Here is a 21489-nt window from a genome sequence, read left to right as displayed (position 1 = left end):
GGGTCGCCGCCGCTCTCGGCGGGCAAAGCGTGGCCCGCCTTCAGTGCTGGTCCCGCGGCGCCGGTGGGGTCGCCGCCGCTGCAGCGTGGAGTGGACCTCCTGGCGGTGGTGCACAGCGCGGAGATCCTGCCGGCCGGATCCTTCCCGGTGGAAGAGCATGATCTGCGGGTGCCGCGGGCGGCGACCGAGTCCGGGGTCCTGGTACTGAACGGTAATCAGCTGGGGCGCTGATCCATTAGGGCGGTGACCAGTTCAGCGGAGACCCGGTATAGAATTGGCACTCAGACACCCCGAGTGCTAATACCAGGAGACTCACCCATGCCTACCTATGCCTATGCCTGCAAGGACTGCGGCCACGCCTTCGACATTGTGCAGTCCTTCTCCGATGACTCACTGACCGAATGTCCCCAGTGCGCCGGGGCGCTGCGCAAGAAGTTCGGCAATGTCGGGGTGACCTTCAAGGGCTCAGGCTTCTACCGCACCGACTCCCGCGGCTCCTCGTCCTCCTCCGCCTCAGGCGGTGATTCCGGGGCCAAGAGCGCGGAGAGCTCCAGCAGCTCATCAGACTCCGCCACCTCGGCAAGCTCCGGGGACTCCGGTTCATCCTCCAGTTCCAGCAGCGCCGCCAAGACTCCGGCCGCAGCGACCAGCTGAGAGCCGAACCGCTCAGCAGACGCCCTGCTCAGTCGGCGCCGCTCACCAGGGTCAGATGCAGGCGGCCTGAGTGGCTGGCCTCAGCGATCTGCGCAGCTGTGGCGGCATCCACGGCCAGGATCACCACGTTGCGGGCATCGCTGGAGGCGCCCAGCCAATTCTCGGACTCATCCTGCGGGATCCACAGCACCGGTGCCGCCTCAGCGATCCGCTGGGATCCCTCCTGTGCGCCCGGGGCATCCGATGACGCGGTGACATCTACCCGTTGGCCCGGGGAGAGCAGGCCGATGATGGCCGTATCCGCGGGGCGAACCGGCACTGCCACAGTGCCGGCGGGGCGGCCCTGCAGCAGCCCGGGGCCCACCAGCTGGGTCTGGTGCACCAGGGCCCCGGCTGGCAGGGCCACTGCAAGTGTCTCGCCGAGCAGATCCTCCATCTGCAGCGGATGACTCCCAGGAACTGCTGCGGCGTCGATCTCTGTCTCCTCCAGCACTGCGGCGCTGAGTACATCACCGGCGGCCACGTCAGCGGTCACCCGCACCGCCACTGTGGTCTCCGCGGTGGAGTGCTCCCCGGCCAGCAGTGCGGCGGCTGCCGCGCAGACCCCCAGCAGCACCGCCAGTGGAATCCTGAACCGGCGCATCCACCGGTAGAGCCCGCCGGTTCTGAGCCGCCGGCGCACCCTTGGCGGCTTGGTCACCGGGGCCTGCCGCGGGATGCGCCGCGGCTGCCGCTGCTGCGACACCGGCGGCTCGCCGCCGGATCGACTCGGGCGGTGGAACCGGCGCCGATGGGCAGCCCTGGGGCGATCCTGCGGGATGAGCCTCTGACGGATGCGTGTCCGCCGGCTGCTCTTCTCCGCCGGGGGCTTATCCGGAATGAACGGCCTGCTCCGGCTCTGGTGCCGGTGCGCCCGTGGTGGTGAGACCGGGCTGGGCCAGGGTGGGCGGCGTCGTCGTACTCCTCGAGTGGCTGCTTCGCTCATGGCCTCAGCATGCGGAGGGGGCACCTGGCACAGGCAGCTATAGGGCGGAACTGTGGACTCGCCCGGCGGGTCAGCCCCGCCTGATTCCGGCTGGGGAAAACTCCAGCGATGGTCGAAGATAGACTGAGCTGCTGTGAGTGAGACTGCTGTGATCCCCGGTGAGACCCCAGCCGCCTATCTGCCCTCCGCCGGCACAGCTGCTCAGCCTGCCGAGGGCCCGGTGCGCAGCCAGAACGAGGAGAAGTCCAAGAAGAAACGCCGCCTGGAGTACCCGCCGGCCCCTGAGCCGCTGCCGGTGCCGGTGATCGACAACCACGCCCATCTGGACTTCCGCGATGGGCAGGTCAAGGTCTCAGTGGCCGAACATCTGGACACCGCAGAAGCTCTGGGGGTTGCCGGTGCGGTGCTGGTGGGCTACGACGTGGCCAGCTCCGAGTTCGCCGTGTCCGCTGCGCAGTCCGAGCCGCGGGCCAAGGCCGCAGTGGCCCTGCACCCCAATGACGCCCCCCGGCTGAACGAGCAGGGTGACTACGAGGCCGGATTCGCCCGGATCACTGAGCTCGCAGCCCAGCCCCAGGTGGTGGCCGTGGGTGAGACTGGTCTGGACTATTTCCGCACCGGGGACTGGGGCCGGGACTTCCAGCGCCGCAGCTTCTATGACCACATCGCCCTAGCCGCCGAGCGCGGCCTGGCCATGCAGATCCATGACCGTGACGCACACGCTGATGTGGTCCAGGTGCTTCAGGACGCGCCACAGCTGCCCCGCTCAGTGGTCTTCCACTGCTTCTCCGGGGACGCTGAACTGGCCCGGATCTGCAATGCCAACGGCTGGTACATGAGCTTCGCCGGCACTGTGACATTCAAGAACTCCGAGCACCTGCGCCAGGCGCTGGCCGCGGCTGACCCGCAGCTGATTCTGGTGGAGACCGACTCCCCGTTCCTCACCCCGCATCCCTACCGCGGTCAGCCGAACGCGCCGTACCTGATCCCGCAGACCATGCGGCTGATGGCGGAGGTTCGCAGCGGTTCGAACAACGGTGCCGAATTGGCCCGACTCTGCCAGCAAGTGATGCTGAACACCACCCAGGCCTACGGAGAGTGGACCTAGGAATGAGCTCAGAGTCCGCCGCGTCCCGGCAACTGCCTGAACTGCTCACCGCCGCCCATATCCGGGACCTGGCTGAGGCTCTGAGCATCCGCCCTACCAAACAGTGGGGACAGAATTTTGTGATTGACCCCAACACTATTCGCCGGATCGTTGGGTTGGCTGAGCTGGACGGCAGTGAGCATGTGCTGGAGGTCGGCCCGGGCTTGGGGTCGCTGACCCTGGGGCTGCTGGATGAGGCCGCCCGGGTCACTGCGGTGGAGGTCGACCCGAAGCTGGCCGCCCAGCTTCCAGAGACAGTTAAGCAGTTGCGCCCGCAGAAACTGCAGGACCTGACTGTGCTGCGTCAGGACGCCCTGAAGATCCAGGCAGGCGAGCTCAATGAACCCTCTGTGTTGGTGGCGAACCTGCCGTACAACGTGGCCGTGCCGGTGGTGCTGCACCTGCTGCAGGTGCTGCCCAGTCTCACCAAGGGCCTGGTGATGGTCCAGGAGGAGGTCGCCGACCGGTTGGCGGCTGCACCGGGCTCCAAGATCTACGGAGTGCCCAGTGTCAAGCTTGCCTGGGACACCAGCACCCGCAAAGTCGGTGTCGTGGGCAAGAAGGTGTTCTGGCCAGAACCGCGAATCTCATCGGGACTGGTGCGTTTTGACCGCGGCGAGCCGGCGGCCTCCTCAGTGTCTCGCCAGGAGGTCTTCGCGGTGATTGATGCCGCCTTCGCCCAGCGGCGCAAGACTCTGCGCGCAGCGCTCAGCGGGCTCGCCGGCTCCGGGACAGCCGCTGAACAGGCGCTGCGCGCGGCGGGAATCGACCCCCAGGCCCGCGGTGAGACCCTGGACGTGCACGCCTTTGCCCGGATCGCTGCAGCTCTGGCGCAGACAGGGTGAGCGGCGTCTCCGTGGTGGTGGGCGCCGAACTCCGCACCCGGGGATAATGTAGAGGCTGTGCGAGACAGCGAACTCTTCGGCCATGTCACGGCCGTGGCCCCGGGCAAGGTGAATCTGAGCCTGAGGGTCGGTCCGTTGCGCCCCGACGGCTACCACTCCGTGGCCTCTCTCTACTATGCGGTCTCCCTGTTGGAGGAAGTTTCCGCCACCCCGCGCCAGGACAGCGCGATCACCGTCTCGATCTCTGAACGATCCACCTTCACCGGCACCACCCACACCGATCCCGAATCCGGAGCAACAGTCACCACTGAGGTTCCCCAGGATGAGCATAATCTGGCCTACCGTGCCGCTGCGCTGCTGCGGGACACGCTCAAAGAGCGCGACGCCGCGGTGCTCACCTTCCCGGGGGCCGAGCCCTCCGCCTACGGAGTGGATCTGACTATCACTAAGAACGTACCGGTAGCCGGCGGAATGGGCGGGGGATCCGCCGACGCCGCGGCCGCCCTGGTGGCCTGTTCCGCCCTGTGGGAGGCCGGCCTCACCAAGGAGCAGCTCGCCGAGCTCGGTGCGCAGCTGGGCGCCGATGTGCCGTTCGCCATCCTCGGCGGAGCCGCCGTGGGCCAGGGAACGGGGGAGAATCTCTCCCCGCTGCTGACCCGCGGGGAGCTGCACCTGGTGATAGTGCCCGCCAGCACTGGGTTGTCCACCCCGGAGGTCTACGGAACCCTGGACAGGATGCGGGCCGAGGTGGGGCTCCAGGCAGAAGCCCCGGAGCTGGACAATGATCTGGTGCGGGCCGCCTGCACCGGGGACGCGGAGTTGGTGGCCACCCTGATGGCCAATGACCTTCAAGCCCCGGCTGTGCATATGCTCCCGGACCTTGATGACATGCTCGATGCCGGAATGGTTGAGGGGGCCATGCAGGGCATGGTCTCCGGTTCCGGCCCCACTGTGATGTTCTTGGTCCGCGATGCCGCCTCAGCATCCCAACTGGCCACCCGGCTGCAGGAACGCCTGGACGTCTGGGCCGTCCCGGTCCACGGACCCGCCCCCGGGGCCAGGCTGCTGTAGGTACACCTCAGATCATGGGAGAAGAGTCTCTGCTCATCGCCGCCGTCTTCGGCCTGCTGGTGGTGGCCGCTGCGCTGCAGCGGATCACCGGACTGGGCTTCGCCATGATGCTGGCCCCCTTCCTGGTGGTGATGCTCGGCCCGCACACCGGGGTGATGCTGACCAATATGCTTGCCCTGGTGGCCCCGCTGGTGATGACATTCGCGGTCTGGCGGGACATCGAATGGCGCCGGCTGTGGATCATCGCCCCGGTGGCCGTACTGGTGATGCCGCTGTGCGGCTGGATCGCCGCGAACTCTCCCCAGGGTCCGCTCTACATTGTGGTGGCCTCCCTGGTGCTGATCGGACTGAGTCTGTCTATGGTGGCCAGCCGGGTCAACTTCCGGATGGACGGTCCGGGCACCAGGGTGCTCACCGGGATCGGGGCCGGGGGCGGTACGGTCCTGGCCGGAGTGGGTGGGCCCGCTATGACCATGTACGCAGTGGTCTCCGGCTGGAATGTTCGCAGCTTCGCCGCCACCCTCCAGCCCTTCTGGGTGCTGGTCTCCATCGCCGGGTTCCTCACCAAGATCAGTTTCAGCGGTGATGAGATCCCGGTGTTCCCGTGGTGGTTCTGGACCGGCTGCCTGGTGGTGATCCTGCTCGGGCTCTGGGCAGGCTCGCTGATCGGCGGCCGGGTCCGTGACGCCTCAGTGCGCAGACTCGTAGTGGTGCTGGCTTTCATCGGGGCACTGCTGGCTCTGGTCACCGGTATCCGTGAGAGCTTCGGCGTATAGGCTTAAGCACCTATGGCTCATCTCCTCGGCGCTGAAGACATCTCCATCACCTTCGGCACACGCACAGTGCTCGATTCGGTCACCCTCGGCATCGACACCGGCGACAGAATCGGCATCGTGGGCCGCAACGGAGACGGCAAATCCACGCTGATGCGCATCCTGGCCAAGCACCAGGAACCCGATTCCGGGCGGGTCACCTGGCGCGGCGGGGTCTCCGTGGGCTTCCTGGACCAGCAGGACATCCTTGATCACAACCACAGCGTGCGCACCGCTGTGCTGGGCGAGGCCGCTGACCATCAGTGGGTCACCGATCCGGCCAAGCGCGATGTGGCAGACGGGCTGCTCGCCGGGCTCGACTGGGAGGCTCCGGTGGGCTCACTCTCCGGTGGCCAGCGCCGCAGGGTGGCCCTTGCCGCGCTGCTGATGGGCGAACACGATGTGATCATGCTCGATGAGCCCACTAACCACCTGGATGTGGAGGGCGTTGCCTGGCTGGCAGAGCACATCAAGGCTCGAACACCCTCAGCCACCAAGGCGGCAGCCGGGGCCCCGCAGCGCGGCTCGGGAGCGGATCGCACGGCCTTTTTGGTGGTCACTCACGACCGCTGGTTCCACGACGAGGTCTGTACCCTGACCTGGGAGGTCCACGACGCCGCAGTGGACAGCTTCGAGGGCGGATACGCCGCCTACACCCTGGCCCGCGCTGAACGTGACAGGCAGGCCGCGGTGGAGGAGCAGAAGCGCCAGCAGCTGGTGAAGAAGGAGCTGGCCTGGCTGCGCCGCGGCGCCCCCGCACGGACCACTAAGGCCAAATTCCGAGTCGATGCCGCCAACGCATTGATCAGCGATGTCCCAGTGCACCGCGATGAGGTGCAGCTGAAGAAGATGGCCACTGCCCGGCTGGGCAAGGACGTGCTGGACATGGAGAACCTCTCCTACCGGGCGGGGGAGCAGAAGCTGTTCAGTGATGTGACCTTCCGGCTGGCACCCGGTGAGCGGGTCGGCGTCGTCGGGGTCAACGGTGCCGGCAAATCCACGCTGCTGCGGCTGCTCGACGGTCAGCTGGAGCCCGAGGCTGGCCGGGTCAAGCGCGGCAAGACGGTCAAGACCGCGATCCTCACCCAGGAGGTCACCGAACTGCGCGAGCGCGAGCATATGCGGGTGCTGGAGGTTATGACCGAGGAGAAATCCGTGTTCGAGGTCGGCGGCAAGGAACTCTCCGGCTCCCAGCTGCTGGAGACTCTGGGCTTCAGCCGCAGCCGCCAATGGACCCCGGTCCGGGATCTCTCCGGGGGAGAACGGCGCCGCCTGCAGCTGCTGAAGCTGCTGACCGGTGAGCCCAATGTGCTCATGCTCGATGAGCCCACCAATGATCTGGACACCGATACGCTGGCCGCCATGGAGGACCTGCTGGACGGCTGGCCCGGCACACTGATCGTGGTCTCCCACGACCGGTACCTCCTGGAGCGGGTCACTGACCACCAGGTTGCGCTGCTGGGCGACGGGCAGATCCGCGCCCTGCCCGGTGGGGTGGAGCAGTACCTGGGGCTCCGGGCTGGTATGGAGCAGAGTTCGACGACGCCCCCCTCTACAGGATCGGGCCCGGCGGAGCAGGTGCCCTCAGCAGTTTCCGAGGCGCAGAAGCGGCAAGCCCGTAAAGATATGCAGCGCCTGGAGAAGCAGATGGAGAGACTCTCCGAGCAGCAGGACCAGCTGCATGCGCAGATGGCCGCCGCCGGTGAAGCCGTGGACCTGGAAAAACTGACAGCCCTGCAGAAGCAGCTCCGCGAGGTGGATACCGAACTCGAAGAGACCGAGGAAGCCTGGCTCAGGGCCAGCGAAACAGCTGAGCAGTGAGGCGGCACCGGCACCTGCCGCTGCTGTGTTTGGGCACCGGCGCCCAACCGCAGGTACATTGTCCCGTGGCGGCGCCACTGATCACCATCACACTCTAAGAGGAGCTGAAACGAATGAAGGTCTCACCCACCACTCGTATTGTGGCGCTGCTGCTGGCCGCCCTGCTGATCCTAGGCGCCGGGGCCGGAGCCTTGGCCGCGATGGTCGGGGCCGCCTAAGTGGCCTTTCCGTATAGGGTGGCTACCAATGGGTGATGTTTTCGCAGGACGCTACGAGCTGGTAGACCCCCTCGGCGAGGGCGGGGCCGGAGTGGTCTGGCGCGCCTGGGACCGCAAGCGCCAGCACTATGTGGCGGCTAAGGTCCTGCGCCAGGTCGATGCCTCCTCCTTGCTGCGTTTCATGCGGGAGCAGTCGATGCGGCTGGACCATCCCCATGTGCTGGCCCCCACGGGCTGGGCCGGGGAGGACGATAAAGTGCTCTTCACTATGCCGATAGTCCGTGGCGGCTCCGTCTCCACCCTGGTCAGCGACTTCGGCCCACTGCCGGCCCGGCTGACGGCCCATCTGCTGGACCAGCTGCTGGCCGCTCTGGAAGCGATTCACGCTGAAGGCATCGTCCACCGTGACGTCAAACCTGCCAACCTCATGCTGGACGCCACCGGCAGAGGAGTCCCCCGGGCCTGGCTGGGCGACTTCGGCATCGCCGCCGGCGACGACGCCCCACGGCTGACCCAAGGGCCCTTCGCCATGGGAACCCCGGGCTATGTGGCTCCCGAATGCCTGCACCAGGGATGGCAGCCCGATGCCCGTGCCGATCTTTACGCTGCTGGAATGTGCGCCCTCGAGATGCTCACCGGGCTGAGCCCCGAGGCCGACACCCATGTGCTGCAGGCACTGTCCCAAGCCGGCCGTGAGGACATTCCCGAAGGGCTGATCCGTGTGGTGGCCCGGCTGGGCAATGCGGTGATCACTGAACGCTATGCCTCAGCCGGCCAGGCGCGCAGCGCGCTCACCGCCACCGGATTGCTGGAGGCCGCCTCACCGGAGGAGATCCTCGGTGACGTGGAAGTCTTCGAGCATATTCCTGAACTTCCTGAGGGATGGGGGCCTCAGGGGCCGGTGGGTGAAGTCGCTGAGGCTCAGCCGGCACCGGAGGAAGTCCCTGCCGCAGGGCAGACCCTGCCGACCCAGCTGATCTCGGATGCTGCTTCCCCGGCAGCCGGTCCCACCCAGGTGCTCCAGTCCGCTTCGCCGCAGCCGCCCGCTCCGCCGGTGCAGGCCCCTACGCCCCCCAGCCCCCCGGAGTCCACCGGGGGTCAGCCCTATGCGCCGGTCCCGCAACTGGGCCTCTATGATCACAACACCCAGCGCGGAGCGTTGCTGCAGGCCGCGCCGGAGCAGTACGCTCCAGCCGGCTTCCCCCAACAGCCTGCTCCCATGCAGCGCCAGACCTCGCCCCGCAAGGGACAGGGTCTGGCTATCGCGATGATCCTGTTCGGACTGGGCTTCGTGGTGCTGGCCGCTGTGCTGTTCCTCGCACTGGACTGAAGCCGGCTGCGGCGGCCGGGCCGCACTAAGGCTGCTGGCGCATCACCCGGACCAGGAACAGGCCGCCGGCTCCGGCCAACAGCAGTCCGAATGCCCCCAGGCTCAACGCCATGCCTTGACCGGTGCTGATCCCGCCGGACTGGTCTGCGCCCACAGCATCCTCCTCGCCGTTTTCCTCCCCGGAGGGGTCCTGATCGCCGCTGCTGCCGGCCGGAGTGACTGGAGAGACATCGTATTCCGGAACCGTCTCGTCAAAGGCGTCGAAGACATCGGCTGTCAGCCGGTAGGGCACTTGAAAGCTGTCCGAGGCCTCGTCGTCCTCTGAGGGCGGGTCCATGGCCACCACTACGTAGTACTCACCGGGCATTGTGGCATGCCGGGCGTTGCTGCCGGTCTGGGTGCCTGCGAAGCGTGTGGGCCAGGTGATCGGGTAGGACTGGGCCCGAAGGGTGGTGGCCTGGGTGTCGTGGATCCAGTTGGAGAGATTCTGCTCGTCCGGGGCCCGGCTGCCGCTGGGAGTGGTGGCCCCGCGGAACGGGCTGATGATCGAGACCTCCGCCTCCGCCCAGCGGCCCAGCTCTTCAGAAAGCGCGCTGTTGGGCTCCGGGAAGAACACCTCAGCCTGGATCTGCTGATTCCAGTCCGCACTGACTCGGTAGACATGCACGTCCCCTGGCTCCAGGGCGGCGTCGTAGGTGGTGCCGGGATCCAGCCGGGGGGCACTGTGCAGTGAGCTGCCCGGCTCCAGGGGGTTCGCCTCACCGCGCTGGCGCGGCATCTCATGCCATACCAGGCCCTCCGAACCCCAATGCTCGCTGCTGTCCTCAAAATTGGTGCGCAGCTCATCTCCGTTGAGCGGATCGGGCTCCTCGGCGATGACCAGCTCATAGTCCTCGCCTACCAGTTCCCCATTGGGGGAACTGAGCAGAAGCAGCAGCTCCTCGGCGCTTCCGCAGGCCGGCACTGCCCGGAAATCCTCCTCATCCTGCGGGGCTGTTGCGCGGATCTGCGCGCCGCGGAGCAGGTTCCCGGCCCCGGTGGTCTCCCAGTCCAGCCGCTGGGACTCGCAGGTGTCACCGTCAAAGGTGCTCAACTCGATCTCAGCGTCATCGGTGAACTCGCCCTGTTCGTCATAGGTGGTCAGACCCACATGCAGGGTGGAGTCCTCGATGGTGCGCTGGACCCGGAAGTACTGAGTCTCGGACTCGAAGGTGCTCAGGTAATAGTTGCCGGGGTGGAGTTCAGGGCCGTTGTCCTGATGAGTGCCGCCCTCGATCCGTTCGCCCTGAAGCACATCAGTGCCACCATTCGGCGGTGCCTCCTGAGCCGCCGTCGGCGGCGCCAGCATTGCTGCCAGCGCCGCCGAGACGCCGAGCCCGGCGAGAGTTCTCCGTGCTCTGCTCTGTGTCATCGTCATACTTCCCTGTTGGTGTCCCGTTGAAGTCCCCGTCAGTCCAGGGTCCCATTATTGCTGTTCTGGCGGCGGTCCTCACCATCGCTGTTCTGGCGGAGCTCCTCACCCTGACCTTCTGCCTCCAGCGGAGTCTCCGGATGGTCCGGGGTCTCAGCCTGGATCACCTCGAAGGTGTCCACGGTCAGGCGGTAGGGCATGGTGAAGCTGGTGTTCTCGTCAAGCGGGTCGGCTGAGATCACCACGTAGTGCTCTCCGGCTACCGAGGCGCGGTGCTCGCTGTAGCTGCCGTAGGAGGCTTCGAACCGGTTGGCCCACCACACCGGGTAGGAGTAGCGGTGCAGGGTAGTGGCATCCTGGCGGTGGATATGGGCCTCAGCGTCGCCGTAGTCAGAGGTGGAGTTGCTCCGGCTGTCCGTCACTGAGCCGCGGTAGGGGCTCAGGATGTCCACATGCGCACGGGTGTAGTTCTGGCTCAGCTGCTCGCCCAGCCGGCTGTCCGGTTCGGGGAAGAACGCCTCGGCCTGGATCTGCTCGTTCCAGTCGGCCTCCACCCGGAAGACCTGGACCTCACCGGGCAGGATGTCGGTGTCATAGGTGGTCCCGGGCTCCAGCAGCGGAGCATTGTTCAGCGAGCTGCCGGGGATGATCTGCTCATCGCTGTCCCGATCGCGCTCCATCTGGATCCACTCGGTCTCGTCATCCCAGGGCAGTCCGTTGAACTCGTAGTCGCGGTAGAAATCCTCACCATTGGCCGGATCAGGCTCCTCGTCGATGACCAACTCGAACTCCTGGCCCAGGATCTCATCGCCCTCGCTGTACCGTCCCCCGGAGTGGATGGCCAGCAGCAGCTCATCATTCTCCCAGCAGCCAGCATCGCGGGACTCCGAGTCGTACTCCGGGACCGCGGAGATCTGGGCGGTGTTGAACAGGTGAGCCCCGGAGGTGTTCCAGATGCCCATCCGGTCCCGGGCGCAGCTGCGGTTATCGCCCATAGTGGTCAGCTCGATCTCTGCGGAGTCATAGTGATCGCCCAGATCGTTGTAGGTGGCGATGCCTACGTGCAGGGTGGAGTTCTCCATACTGCGCGGTATCCGGTAGTACATGGTCTCGGCTTCGAAGGTGCCGATGTACTGGGCACCGGGCTCCAGCACCGGGGCGTTGTCCTGATTGGTACCCGGCTCCACCTGCTCACCGTGCAGGCTGAACGGCATCTGCGCCCGATGGCTGATCCGCTCCAGGGTGTGGGTGAGGGTCTCGGCGTCATTGGCGTCGAAGTAGTCGCCGCCGCCGACCTCGGCGATGCACTGCAGCTGCTCCCGGGCCGCCTCGGACTCCTCGTCCTCAATCTGGAAGCCCACTGTGTGAATTGCCAGGTCGATGCCCTGATCAGCGATCGCCTGGGCGGCCTCGCAGGGATCCGGCGCGCAGTTCTCCTCGCCGTCGGAGACCAGCACGATGGTGCGGTTGCCCTCATCGCCCAAATCCTCAGCGGCCTGCTCCAGGGCGTAGGCCAGCGGGGTGCGGGCGCCCACGGCCTGATAGTCCTCAATGGCGGTGCGGAGTTCATCGCGGTTGTCGTCACCGATCTCCACCACCAGTTCGGAGTCCTCACAGGCCTGCGGGGCTTCGGGGTCGGTGACCTCTCCGGCGAAGACCCGCAGCCCCACCTGCTGGTGCTCGTCCAGTGAGTCCACCACATTGGTCAGGGCCTCCCGAGCTGCGGCGATGCGGGTCTGCTCCCCGGCGTCCTCGGCGTTCATGGAGCCGGAGGCGTCCATCACCAGGATCAGCTCGGAGTCCTCCACCTGCAGATCCGTGTCCTGTGAGGTGTCCTCGTCGCTGTCTTCGTTCCAGTCTCGGTCCTTGTCGTGGTCCCTGTCCTGGTCCCGGTCCTCGTCGCTGCCAACCTCGCTGTTCTGGTCGGGATCGGCGGCGTCGTCGTTGTCCTCGGTCTGGGTGTCCTGGTCCTCAGGGTCTCCGGTGTCGGCCAGCGAGGCGGGGGCGAAGGTGCCGACCATCAGGGCGGCCAGGCCCATCCCGGTCAGTGTGCGCAGGGCAGTGGTGAACCGGGCGCTTGCCGGATCACGGTCAGTGCTGCAGCTGTGGTGCTGTTCCATGGTTCCTGTTCCTTATCAGTCCGCGGTGCCCGTCCGAACACCTGATCTGTGTTTGCGCTAGCAAATTTACAGGAGTTGCAATCGCAAAGTCAACTGGTGGCGTGACATTGTTTCTCACGCCACCCGGGAGTCGGGCGAGAGAGCCCGTCTCCCGTTCTGGATGGGGAGTCCGGTGAGCGGTTCCGCGGCCCGGCCAGGTTTGCAGTTGCAGCTGAGCATGAAACAGCCCCGCTCGCCGTTGATGATCGGCGTCAGCGGGGCTGTTCCGGTGGTGCAAACTGGCTCAGCTGCGTCTCAGTGCACGGGCCAGAATGATCCCGCCCCCAGCCAGTAGCAGCAGTCCCAGAGCGACCAGGCCCAGCAGCAATCCGGTAGTCCCCGAGAAGACCCCGGTCTGCTCGGCGGCCACGGGCTCCTCCTCGGTCTCCTCGGCTGGCGTGTCGGGCTCGGAAGCGGGTGCAGGCTGCTGATCCTCTTCCTCGCGGGAATCCTCGGCTGCAGGCTCCTCGTCCTCAGAGGCGCCGTCCTCCGTGGGTGGAGCACAGCCGTCTTCCTGATCCCGGGCAGAGCAGTCCTCCTGGTCCTCGGCGGAGTCGGTCTCGGCGTAGACGGGTACGACCTCTCCGGCAGTATCGGCGGAGAAGGTCTCCACATGGAGGTAGAAGGGCAGCAGGGCTGCGGTATTGGGATCGGAGTGCGCACCGACGTTGACGACCACGAAGTAGTCCCCGGCCACGGCAGAATTGCCGATCTCCTCACGAGTGAAGTTATTCGGACGGCGGTTGCCGTACAGCACCGGATACGTCTGCACCTGGGCAGTCTGTGGACCCCCAGAGCCGAAGTTAATGCCGTAATATGCGTAGTTGTGATTCGCCTGGTGGGGGTTGGGCACTACATCCGCCCGGTAGGGACTGATCACCTGAAGGTCGCTGCCACCGATGTGGCCCGGGCTGGAGATATCCGGCTCTTCGGGGAAGACCACCTCCACCTGCAGCTGTTCGCCCCATTCGACGGGCACCCGAAAGACCTGTGATTCACCCAGCAGAGCAGTGCCGGCGTAGGTGCTGCCTGGTTCGAGGGCCACGGCGTTGTTGAAGGAGTTGCCACCGAGGACTTCGGCAGCGTTCTCCGGGTCCGGAGACATATCGAACCATTCGTAGTCACGGATTGGGCCGCTGGCGCCTTCGGCGAGCTCCTCAGCGTTCTCAGCCGGGGGTTCCTCCCACACCACGATCTCGTAGGGCTTGCCCTCGTAGGCCTCGTCGTCTTCCTCCAGGGTCACGTTGAGGATCAGTTCATCGGTGCTGCCGCAGTCCTCGTGGATGCCCCCGGGATCGGGGACTGAGGTCATGCCGCCGGCGCGCAGCAGGGCCGCCCGCGCCTGGGAGGTCTCGGTGAGATAGACGGACTCACAGGCACCGTGGTGGTCCCCGTTCCAGTCCGGGGTGCCCAGCCGCGCGGTGATGTGGGTGAAGGCGCGCTCAGAGTCAAGATCGCGCAGAGTCACCAGTCCCACGTGGATAGTGGAGTCCTCGATGGTGCGCGGAATGCTGTAGTAGCGGCCCTCTGGGTGGATGGTGTCCAGGTACTGGCCCTCCGAGTGCAGCTCGGGCAGCTCGCCGTGAATCTCGGTGGCCCCCTCGACCTCCTCGCCCTCCAGCTGGAAGGGTTCGAAGGCGCGCAGGGAGAGGCGTTCCAAGACCACGGTGAGGGTCTCGGCGTCGGTGGCGTCGTAATAGTCCCCGCCGCCGGCCTCAGCGATGCACTGCAGCTGGCTCCGGGCTGCGGCGGAATCGGAATCCTGCTCATCAATATTGAAGCCCACCGTGTGGATCTGCAGGTCGATGCCCTGTTCCATGAGGGCCTGGGCGGCCTCGCATGGGTCGGGGTTGCAGTTCTCCTCGCCGTCGGAGACCAGCACGATGGTGCGGGATCCCTCGCCGGAGAAGTCCTCGGCGGCCCGCTCCAGGGCGTAGGCGATAGGAGTCATCGCACCCACCGCCTCGTAGTCGTCAATGGCTCCGGTGAGCTCCTCACGGTTGTCGGTGCCGATCTCCACGGCCAGGTGGGAATCCTCGCAGGCTTCGGGCACGCTGGAGTCGGTGACCTCGCCGGAGAAGATCCGTAGCCCCACTTCCTGGTGGTCCTCCAGGGAGTTGGCCACATCGGTGAGAGCGTCCTTGGCCGCGGCGATCCGGGTCTGTCCGCCGGCGTCCTCGGCGTTCATGGAGCCGGAGGCGTCCATAACCAGCAGCAGCTCAGCGTCCTCGTACTCTGGCTCGGGTGCATTATCCGCCCCGGGATCCACATCGTCTCCGTCATCTCCGGAGGGGTCCTCATCCTCAGGGGTGTCCCTGGCGCCCTCCTCCTGGCTGTTCAGCGGAACGCCCGGTGTGCCGAGCTGGGCCTGGGCGGCAGGTGCTGCGGTGCTGAACATCAGCAGGGCAACTGCTGCGCCGAGCAGGGTGCGGAGCAATCTGGCGGGGGAGTGGTGGTCTGGGGGAGTGCTGTGCTGTGTCATCTGTGCCGTTCCTTGGTGAGGGTGTCTGTCCAAACACTGACCAATGTTTGCACAAGCAAACTTATGACATTGCTAGAGCAAAGTCAACATCTCGGGTCAACAGCATCCTAGAGTTCTGAGAGTCACACCATGACGTAGACTTTACGGACGCAAAGGAACTGTAAAGGAGTCATCACTGATGAGCGAGGTCACTGAGACCAACCGGAACGCCCAGCGCGCCGCTTACGGTGAGGCGTTGAACGAGACCTTCGATCGGATCCGGGGGGCTTTCGGCCTCAACCAGGCCGGACTGGCTGCCATCCTGGGAATCTCCGCACCGATGCTCTCCCAGCTCAACAGCGCCCAGCGGGTCAAGATCGGCAATCCGGCCGTGCTCTCCCGGGTCCACCAACTCAATGAACTGGTGGACCAGCTCGCCGCAGGTCAAGTGGAGGCCGAACAGGTCCCTGACCGCCTCGAGCAGATCAAGAACTCCAAAGGGTCCATCGGGCGCACTACTCAGCTGATGGCCGAACAAGCCTCGGAGGCGGCCATCGTGGCGGGCATGCGCAATCTGCTGCGCGCCGTGGCCTCAGGTGCCGAGATCCGTGAGGCCGCCGAAGCATTGGACGCCAGCCACCCCAAGCTGGCCGAGGTGCTGCGCATCTACGGCACCGGCCCAGCGCACCCGGCGCTGGAGCACTACACCCAGCACAAAGACCTCTTCTGAGCTGGTCCCACGGCCCAGTTCGCCACGACGTGGCCCGCACAAACGCTAAGGCGTGTGCATGGGTCCCTGACGTCGCGGTTCCCCTCGTCGGCTTACACCGACCTTCACGGCTTAAAGAACAGGTACCATGTAGAGCGCATAATCCGCCATGGTGTAAAGGCAGCACCAAGCGGCACCGGCCCACAGCGGCACCGCCGCGGCCGGGCCCTACCGGCGCCCCTCTTACCGGTGTGCAGGTTGGTGGAGGTAGCATGTTGAGGGCACTTCGTGCCCATTCCGCCATGGTGTAAAGGCAGCACACCGGTTTTTGGTACCGAGAGTCAAGGTTCGAATCCTTGTGGCGGAGCTTGAGCAGAACAGATCCCAGGAGCATCCACGTGACAGAAACCGTCCGCCCCACTGCCGTCATCGTACTGGCTGCCGGGGCAGGAACCCGGATGAAGTCTGCTACCCCAAAAATCCTGCACACCCTGGGCGGGACCTCCATGATCGGCCACGCACTGAACACCGCCCGGGGCGTGGACCCCGAGCACCTGGTGGCCGTGGTCCGCCACCAGAGGGAGAAGGTCACTGACCATATCCAGCACCACGACGGTGCGGTGCTCATCGCCGATCAGGACCAGACCCCCGGCACCGGCAGGGCCGTAGAGTGCGGCCTCGAGGCGCTCGCAGCTGCCGGGGCCCCAGCCGTCTCCGGCACCGTAGTGGTCACCTACGGGGACGTCCCCCTGCTGAGCCCTGAGCTGTTGGGCAAGCTGGTGGCCGAACACCAGTCCAAGGGCAATGCGGCCACGGTGCTCAGCACAGAGCTTGAGGATCCCAGCGGCTACGGCCGGATTCTGCGCGATGGTGACCAGGTGACCGGAATCGTGGAGCATAAGGACGCCACCGAAGCCCAGCGCGGCATCCGCGAGATCAACTCCGGCATCTACGCCTTCGACGCCGCATCCCTCACCGAGGCCCTGGCCCAGGTCAGCACTGACAACGCCCAGGGGGAGAAGTATCTCACTGATGTGCTGGGCCTGGTCCGGGCCGCAGGCGGAAGAGTCTCGGCGCTGGTCACCGAAGACCGCTGGCAGGTCGAAGGAGCCAATGACCGCCTGCAGCTCCAAGCACTGGCCGCTGAGCTCAACCGACGCACTGTCACCGCTGCGATGCGTGCAGGTACCACCGTGATTGACCCGGCCACCACCTGGATCGACCCCTCCGTGATCCTGGAGGAGGACACCACCATCCTCCCCAACACCCAGCTGCATGGGAAGACCCGGATCTCACGCGATGCCGTGATCGGACCGGACACCACCCTCACCGATGTCACCGTTGGAGAGGGTGCCCAGGTGGTGCGCACCCACGGGAGTGGGGCTCAGATCGGAGCCGGCGGCGTCGTCGGGCCCTTCGCCTATCTCCGCCCGGGCACCGTGCTGGGTGAGACCGGCAAGATCGGGGCCTTCTACGAGACCAAGAATGTGCAGATCGGCCGCGGCTCGAAGCTCTCCCACCTCGGCTACGCCGGGGATGCGATCATTGGCGAGCACACCAATATCGGCTGCGGGAATATCACCGCCAACTACGACGGGGAGCATAAGCATCGCACGGTGATCGGCTCCCATGTGCGGACCAGTTCCAACACCGTGTTCGTGGCCCCGGTGGAGATCGGTGACGGTGCCTACACAGGAGCCGGAGCCGTGGTGCGAAAGGATGTGCCGCCCGGAGCCTTGGCGCTGACCGTGGCCCCCCAGCGCAACTCTGCGGGCTGGGTGGCCGCCAAGCGCCCCGGCTCGAAGTCGGCTCAGGCCGCTGAAGAAGCTCAACAGAACACCAACGACGACGCCCGCCCCACCACGGACCGAAAGTAGGACATTTCCGCATGGATGAAATCAGGCAGAGCACCGAGAAGACCATGGTGGTGGCCTCCGGCCGGGCCCACCCAGAGCTGGCTCAGGAGATCGTCATGGAGCTGGGCACTGAGCTGCTGCCGATGAGCGCCTACGACTTCGCCAACGGGGAGATCTACGTGCGCTCCTCCGAATCTGTGCGCGGCAAGGACGTGTTCCTGCTGCAGTCCCACCCGGCGCCGCTGAACAACTGGCTGATGGAGCAGTTGCTGATGGTCGACTCCATGAAGCGGGCCTCAGCCAAGCGGATCACCGTGGTCAGCCCGTTCTACCCATACTCCCGGCAGGATAAGAAGGGCCGTGGGCGGGAGCCGATCTCGGCCCGCCTGGTCGCTGACCTCTACAAGGCTGCCGGTGCGGACCGGATCATGAGCGTGGACCTGCACACTGACCAGATCCAGGGTTTCTTCGACGGTCCGGTGGACCACCTCTTCGGCATCCCGCTGCTGGCCGACTACATCCGCGAGCAGGTGGCCGGCGAAGAGGTCACCGTGGTCTCCCCAGACACGGGGCGGGTCCGGGTGGCCGAGCGCTGGGCTGACCGGCTCGGCGGCGTGCCGCTGGCCTTTGTGCACAAGACCCGGGACCTGACTCAGCCCAATAAGGCAGAGTCCAAGCAGGTGGTCGGCGAGATCGAGGGCCGCACCTGCGTGCTGATTGACGACATGATCGACACCGGGGGCACCATCGCCGGTGCGGTGAGCATCCTGAAGGATGCCGGCGCCAAGGACGTGATCATCGCCGCTACCCATGCCATCCTCACCCCGCCTGCTACTGAGAAGCTCTCCACCTGCGGGGCCCGGGAAGTGGTAGTCACCAATACCCTGCCGATCCCGCCGGAGAAGCGCTTTGAGCAGCTCACCGTGCTCTCGATCGCCCCGATCCTGGCCCGCGCCATCAAGGAAGTCTTCACCGACGGTTCGGTCACTACCCTGTTTGAGGGCGAGGCCTGAACCCCGGACGGGTGAATTCCGGTATTCTGAGATGTGATGAGCGGCATATCAGAACACCGAGTCAAACTGTGGGAGCCTAGTCAGGAACAGATCTCAGCCTCAGTGCTGCGGGAGTTCCAGGACTGGGTGGCCCAGCGGTACGGCACCGGCACCGAGTCATATTTGGAGATCTGGCAGTGGTCGGTGCAGGACCTGGACCGGTTCTGGGACTCGGTCTGGGAGTACTTCGGGATCATCGCCGATCGCAATGGGGCCCCGACCCGGCGGGGGGAGACCATGCCGGGAGTGCGGTGGTACCCGGGGGCGCAGATCAACTACGCCGAGAACATCCTGCGTTTTGCGCAGGAGCGCCCCGATGAAGAGGCTGTGATCGGCCTGCATGAAGATCACCGGCGCGAGGTGCTCAGCTGGTCCCAGCTGGCCGGCGAGGTCGGGGCGTTGGCTGCCCATCTGCGCAGCATCGGCATTGCACCGGGAGACCGGGTGGCTGCGGTGCTGCCCAACACCCCACAGACTGTAGTCGCGCTGCTCGCCACTGCTGCAGTGGGCGCGGTGTGGTCGGTGGTCAACACCGACTTCGGCGTCAAGGGCGTTGCCGACCGCTTCGCCCAGATCGAACCCGCAGTTCTGCTGACTGTGGACGGCTATCAGTTCAACGGCAGCCACTATGATCAGCTGGCCTCGCTGCCCCAGCTGCTGGAGGCCCTGCCCACGGTAAGGCACCACATCCTGGTGGAGAACACCCAAGACGACGCCGGCACGGTTGAGTTGCCCACTGGAGGCGCCGTCACTGCCCCGGGCACTGGTCCCGTCGAAAGCACTGTCTCCACCCGCCGCTACCGTGAGATCGTCTCCGCCCCGCAGGCACCAGAGTTCACCCGGGTGGAGTTCAACCACCCGCTCTGGGTGCTCTACTCCTCAGGCACCACTGGCAAGCCCAAGGGCATCGTGCATTCCCACGGCGGGGTGGTGCTGGAGGGAGTCAAAGCCAATGGACTGCAGTACAGCCTGCGCCCGGGGGACCGCACCTACTTCACCGCAGCAACCACTTGGGTGATGTGGAACATCATGATCAGCGCCATGCTCCGAGGTTCTGCGGTCATCACTTATGACGGCGCTCCGGCCTACGGTGCCCCGGATAAGCAACTGCAGATCGTTGCAGAGGAAGACGTCAACCTCTACGGCACCGGGGCTGCAGTTCTGGCCATGATCGAGAAGTCCGGGGTCTCACCGAAGGCGCAGCACGATTTCTCTGCGCTGCGCGGCATCTTCTCCTCCGGCTCCCCACTGCCGGAGAGCACCTGGGAGTGGATGTACCGGGAGGTCAAAGCTGATTTCCGGCTGGGTTCAGACTCCGGAGGAACAGATGTGAACACCGGGTTCCTGGGGTCCAACCCCTACCGCCCCGTCTACCAGGGGGAACTCACCGGCCCCTACCTAGGAGTCGACGCCGACACTTTCGACGAATCCGGCAACCCGGTGCAGGGCGAGGTCGGTGAGCTGGTCATCAAACAGCCCATGCCCTCCATGCCAGTGTTCCTTTGGGGCGACGACGCCGGGATGACCAAATACCGCGAGACCTACTTTGATCAGTTCCCGGGTGTCTGGCGCCAGGGCGACTGGGCCACCAGATACCAGGACTACCACTTTGTGATCCACGGGCGCTCAGACTCCACCATCAACCGCGGCGGCATCCGGATGGGCTCGGCAGATATCTGCCAAGTGGTGGACGAGCTGCCCGAGGTGCAGGTCTCCATGGTCCTGGGGATTGAACTTCAGGGCGGGGGCTACTACATGCCGATGTTCGTAGTTCCCAAGGAGGGCCACGCTCTCGATGACGAGCTCAGAGACCGGATTGTGCAGAAGATCCGGACCGAGCTCTCACCCCGCTACGTGCCCGATGAGCTCATCGAAGCCCCCGATGTGCCGCGTACCCGCACCGGAAAACTCATGGAGGTCCCGGTGAAGAAGGTCTTCCAAGGCAAAGACCCCGCCACGGTAGACCGGGAGGCCACAGCAAACCCGGAGGCACTCGAATGGTTCCTCCAGTACGCCCAGAGGTTCTCCGAGCGGGAGCGCAAAGCGGAGTGATCGCGCTGCTTATGCCAGGGCCGGAAGGAAGGGGACACCTCCTCTTGGCGCGGAGTTCTGTCATAGGAGCACAACAAAAAGAGCAATCGTAGGCGCAGCAAGAACAGTGGTGACCAATACAGTGTCCCTGGCGGTGATCTCTCCGGTCCCATAGCGGATAGCAGCGACGAATACATTCTGCGCAGAAGGGAGTCCAGCCATCACGACGGCTGCCAACAGCGCTGGCCCCTCCAGTTGAAAGAACAACACCGCAGTCAAATAGGCAAGCAACGGATGCAGGACCAGCTTGAAGACAGCGGCAATGAGAACGTCAAGTCGTCTCCCCTCGCTACGCGAAAGGGGCTTATTTCCTACTAGAGAAAGTCCGAAAGATAGTAGCAACAGCGGTACCGCGGCCCCGCCGACGAGGTCTAACGTTTCATCGAGGAAGTCTGGAACTCTCCACTGCTTCCACGAGAAGAGTAAACCCATTAATGCGCCAAGGGCTATGGGATTCGCCGCAGATTGTACGAACGTGTTAAGTGTGGTGAAGAGCCGCCTGGAATATTTCGCATTTTTCGCACTCATATTTGATCTGCGTTTAATGTTCCGTTCTCCGGAGACTTGGTCAAGAAGAATGATGTAGAGCGGCGTGTAGATGGCTAATTGAAACGCGATGACTGGCGCTGCCAGTCTAATGTCCCCCAACACATAGGCAGCGATCGGCAACCCGAGGTTCGTCGAGTTAACCAGCGAGGCGCTGATTCCAGCTACGAAACGTTCTCCGGACCAGCGGTCCCTGAAGGCTAGGGTACTGACAAGGAGGTAAAGCAGGAGAGTTCCTGCAGCGCTACACGCCGCAACCGGGCTATTCACCGTTGAGCGTGGAGTCCCTGTTGGTGGGGGATCCTGCGGCGTCGGCGTGTC

16 protein-coding genes, 1 tRNA gene and 1 pseudogene are annotated in these 21489 nt (G+C 65.4%); 13 read left to right on the top strand and 5 right to left on the bottom strand.

The features are described 5' to 3' along the window. Both GNZ21_RS14335 and GNZ21_RS14330 read left to right on the top strand, forming a co-directional pair. Nucleotides 1-231: pseudogene (locus GNZ21_RS14335) on the top strand (hypothetical protein); the annotation flags it as partial. Nucleotides 232-318: 87 nt separating this feature from the next. Then, nucleotides 319-654 carry an FmdB family zinc ribbon protein gene (locus GNZ21_RS14330; protein ID WP_157325521.1) on the top strand — a complete coding sequence of 112 codons (336 nt, stop codon included), beginning with the start codon at nt 319-321 and terminating at the stop codon, nt 652-654. A 28-nt stretch (nt 655-682) separates the two neighbouring features. On the opposite strand, the gene GNZ21_RS14325 is transcribed toward GNZ21_RS14330, so the two are convergent. Next, nucleotides 683-1639 (bottom strand): RcpC/CpaB family pilus assembly protein, encoded by a 957-nt coding sequence (locus GNZ21_RS14325; RefSeq protein WP_157325519.1) that lies wholly within the window; start codon nt 1637-1639, stop codon nt 683-685. A 151-nt stretch (nt 1640-1790) separates the two neighbouring features. Between GNZ21_RS14325 and GNZ21_RS14320 the strand changes: the two genes are divergently transcribed. The 6 genes from GNZ21_RS14320 (at nt 1791) to GNZ21_RS14295 (ending at nt 8883) form a co-directional block, all read left to right on the top strand. After that, on the top strand, nt 1791-2747 hold the full coding sequence (locus GNZ21_RS14320) for a TatD family hydrolase (protein WP_373868459.1): 957 nt from the start codon (nt 1791-1793) through the stop codon (nt 2745-2747). Between the two features lie 2 nt (nt 2748-2749). Continuing rightward, the gene (rsmA, locus tag GNZ21_RS14315) at nt 2750-3631 is read left to right on the top strand and encodes a 16S rRNA (adenine(1518)-N(6)/adenine(1519)-N(6))-dimethyltransferase RsmA (protein ID WP_157325517.1); all 882 of its coding nucleotides are present in this window, start codon (nt 2750-2752) and stop codon (nt 3629-3631) included. Between the two features lie 57 nt (nt 3632-3688). Then, nucleotides 3689-4702 (top strand): 4-(cytidine 5'-diphospho)-2-C-methyl-D-erythritol kinase, encoded by a 1014-nt coding sequence (locus GNZ21_RS14310; protein WP_188503768.1) that lies wholly within the window; start codon nt 3689-3691, stop codon nt 4700-4702. 14 nt (nt 4703-4716) lie between these two features. Further along, nucleotides 4717-5478 (top strand): sulfite exporter TauE/SafE family protein, encoded by a 762-nt coding sequence (locus tag GNZ21_RS14305; protein ID WP_157325515.1) that lies wholly within the window; start codon nt 4717-4719, stop codon nt 5476-5478. A 12-nt stretch (nt 5479-5490) separates the two neighbouring features. After that, nucleotides 5491-7335, top strand: coding sequence for an ABC-F family ATP-binding cassette domain-containing protein (locus tag GNZ21_RS14300; RefSeq protein WP_157325513.1), 1845 nt, complete (start codon nt 5491-5493; stop codon nt 7333-7335). Between the two features lie 246 nt (nt 7336-7581). Then, nucleotides 7582-8883 carry a serine/threonine-protein kinase gene (locus GNZ21_RS14295; RefSeq protein WP_157325511.1) on the top strand — a complete coding sequence of 434 codons (1302 nt, stop codon included), beginning with the start codon at nt 7582-7584 and terminating at the stop codon, nt 8881-8883. Nucleotides 8884-8908: 25 nt separating this feature from the next. Here GNZ21_RS14295 and GNZ21_RS14290 read toward each other — a convergent pair whose 3' ends face one another. From GNZ21_RS14290 to GNZ21_RS14280, 3 genes are all read right to left on the bottom strand, one after another. Next, complete coding sequence (locus GNZ21_RS14290; RefSeq protein ID WP_157325509.1) at nt 8909-10294, bottom strand: hypothetical protein; 1386 nt, start codon at nt 10292-10294, stop codon at nt 8909-8911. A gap of 38 nt (nt 10295-10332) precedes the next feature. Continuing rightward, nucleotides 10333-12414, bottom strand: coding sequence for a vWA domain-containing protein (locus tag GNZ21_RS14285; RefSeq protein WP_157325507.1), 2082 nt, complete (start codon nt 12412-12414; stop codon nt 10333-10335). 283 nt (nt 12415-12697) lie between these two features. Beyond that, nucleotides 12698-14935, bottom strand: coding sequence for a vWA domain-containing protein (locus tag GNZ21_RS14280; protein ID WP_157325505.1), 2238 nt, complete (start codon nt 14933-14935; stop codon nt 12698-12700). A 178-nt stretch (nt 14936-15113) separates the two neighbouring features. Here GNZ21_RS14280 and GNZ21_RS14275 point away from each other — a divergent pair, with 178 nt between their 5' ends. The 5 genes from GNZ21_RS14275 to GNZ21_RS14255 all read left to right on the top strand — a co-directional run bounded on the left by GNZ21_RS14275 (nt 15114) and on the right by GNZ21_RS14255 (nt 20583). Continuing rightward, nucleotides 15114-15644 carry a threonine/serine exporter family protein gene (locus GNZ21_RS14275; protein WP_157325503.1) on the top strand — a complete coding sequence of 177 codons (531 nt, stop codon included), beginning with the start codon at nt 15114-15116 and terminating at the stop codon, nt 15642-15644. Between the two features lie 275 nt (nt 15645-15919). Beyond that, a tRNA-Gln gene (locus GNZ21_RS14270) sits at nt 15920-15990 on the top strand. Between the two features lie 31 nt (nt 15991-16021). After that, nucleotides 16022-17500: a bifunctional UDP-N-acetylglucosamine diphosphorylase/glucosamine-1-phosphate N-acetyltransferase GlmU gene (glmU, locus tag GNZ21_RS14265; protein ID WP_188503769.1), complete on the top strand. Its 1479-nt coding sequence runs from the start codon at nt 16022-16024 to the stop codon at nt 17498-17500. A gap of 11 nt (nt 17501-17511) precedes the next feature. After that, nucleotides 17512-18492: a ribose-phosphate diphosphokinase gene (locus tag GNZ21_RS14260; protein WP_157325499.1), complete on the top strand. Its 981-nt coding sequence runs from the start codon at nt 17512-17514 to the stop codon at nt 18490-18492. 36 nt (nt 18493-18528) lie between these two features. Beyond that, entirely contained in the window at nt 18529-20583 is a 2055-nt protein-coding gene (locus GNZ21_RS14255; protein ID WP_157325497.1) for an acetoacetate--CoA ligase, read from the top strand. Between the two features lie 60 nt (nt 20584-20643). Here the strand turns inward: GNZ21_RS14255 and GNZ21_RS14250 are convergent. Further along, a partial coding sequence (locus GNZ21_RS14250) for an AEC family transporter (RefSeq protein WP_232532872.1) occupies nt 20644-21489 on the bottom strand: 846 nt, incomplete at its 5' end.

The organism is Nesterenkonia alkaliphila (assembly GCF_009758175.1).
In the GTDB taxonomy this organism is placed as follows: Bacteria; Actinomycetota; Actinomycetes; order Actinomycetales; family Micrococcaceae; genus Nesterenkonia; species Nesterenkonia alkaliphila.
Note: the sequence above shows the minus strand (reverse complement) of the source record. Positions and strands in the feature narration are given on the sequence as shown.

Coding starts and splice junctions, on each gene's coding strand:
- GNZ21_RS14330 (WP_157325521.1), top strand. CDS start 319: ATGCCTACCTATGCCTATGCCTGCAAGGACTGCGGCCACGCCTTCGAC.
- GNZ21_RS14325 (WP_157325519.1), bottom strand. CDS start 1,639: ATGAGCGAAGCAGCCACTCGAGGAGTACGACGACGCCGCCCACCCTGG.
- rsmA (WP_157325517.1), top strand. CDS start 2,750: ATGAGCTCAGAGTCCGCCGCGTCCCGGCAACTGCCTGAACTGCTCACC.
- GNZ21_RS14305 (WP_157325515.1), top strand. CDS start 4,717: ATGGGAGAAGAGTCTCTGCTCATCGCCGCCGTCTTCGGCCTGCTGGTG.
- GNZ21_RS14300 (WP_157325513.1), top strand. CDS start 5,491: ATGGCTCATCTCCTCGGCGCTGAAGACATCTCCATCACCTTCGGCACA.
- GNZ21_RS14295 (WP_157325511.1), top strand. CDS start 7,582: ATGGGTGATGTTTTCGCAGGACGCTACGAGCTGGTAGACCCCCTCGGC.
- GNZ21_RS14290 (WP_157325509.1), bottom strand. CDS start 10,294: ATGACACAGAGCAGAGCACGGAGAACTCTCGCCGGGCTCGGCGTCTCG.
- GNZ21_RS14285 (WP_157325507.1), bottom strand. CDS start 12,414: ATGGAACAGCACCACAGCTGCAGCACTGACCGTGATCCGGCAAGCGCC.
- GNZ21_RS14280 (WP_157325505.1), bottom strand. CDS start 14,935: ATGACACAGCACAGCACTCCCCCAGACCACCACTCCCCCGCCAGATTG.
- GNZ21_RS14275 (WP_157325503.1), top strand. CDS start 15,114: ATGAGCGAGGTCACTGAGACCAACCGGAACGCCCAGCGCGCCGCTTAC.
- GNZ21_RS14260 (WP_157325499.1), top strand. CDS start 17,512: ATGGATGAAATCAGGCAGAGCACCGAGAAGACCATGGTGGTGGCCTCC.
- GNZ21_RS14255 (WP_157325497.1), top strand. CDS start 18,529: ATGAGCGGCATATCAGAACACCGAGTCAAACTGTGGGAGCCTAGTCAG.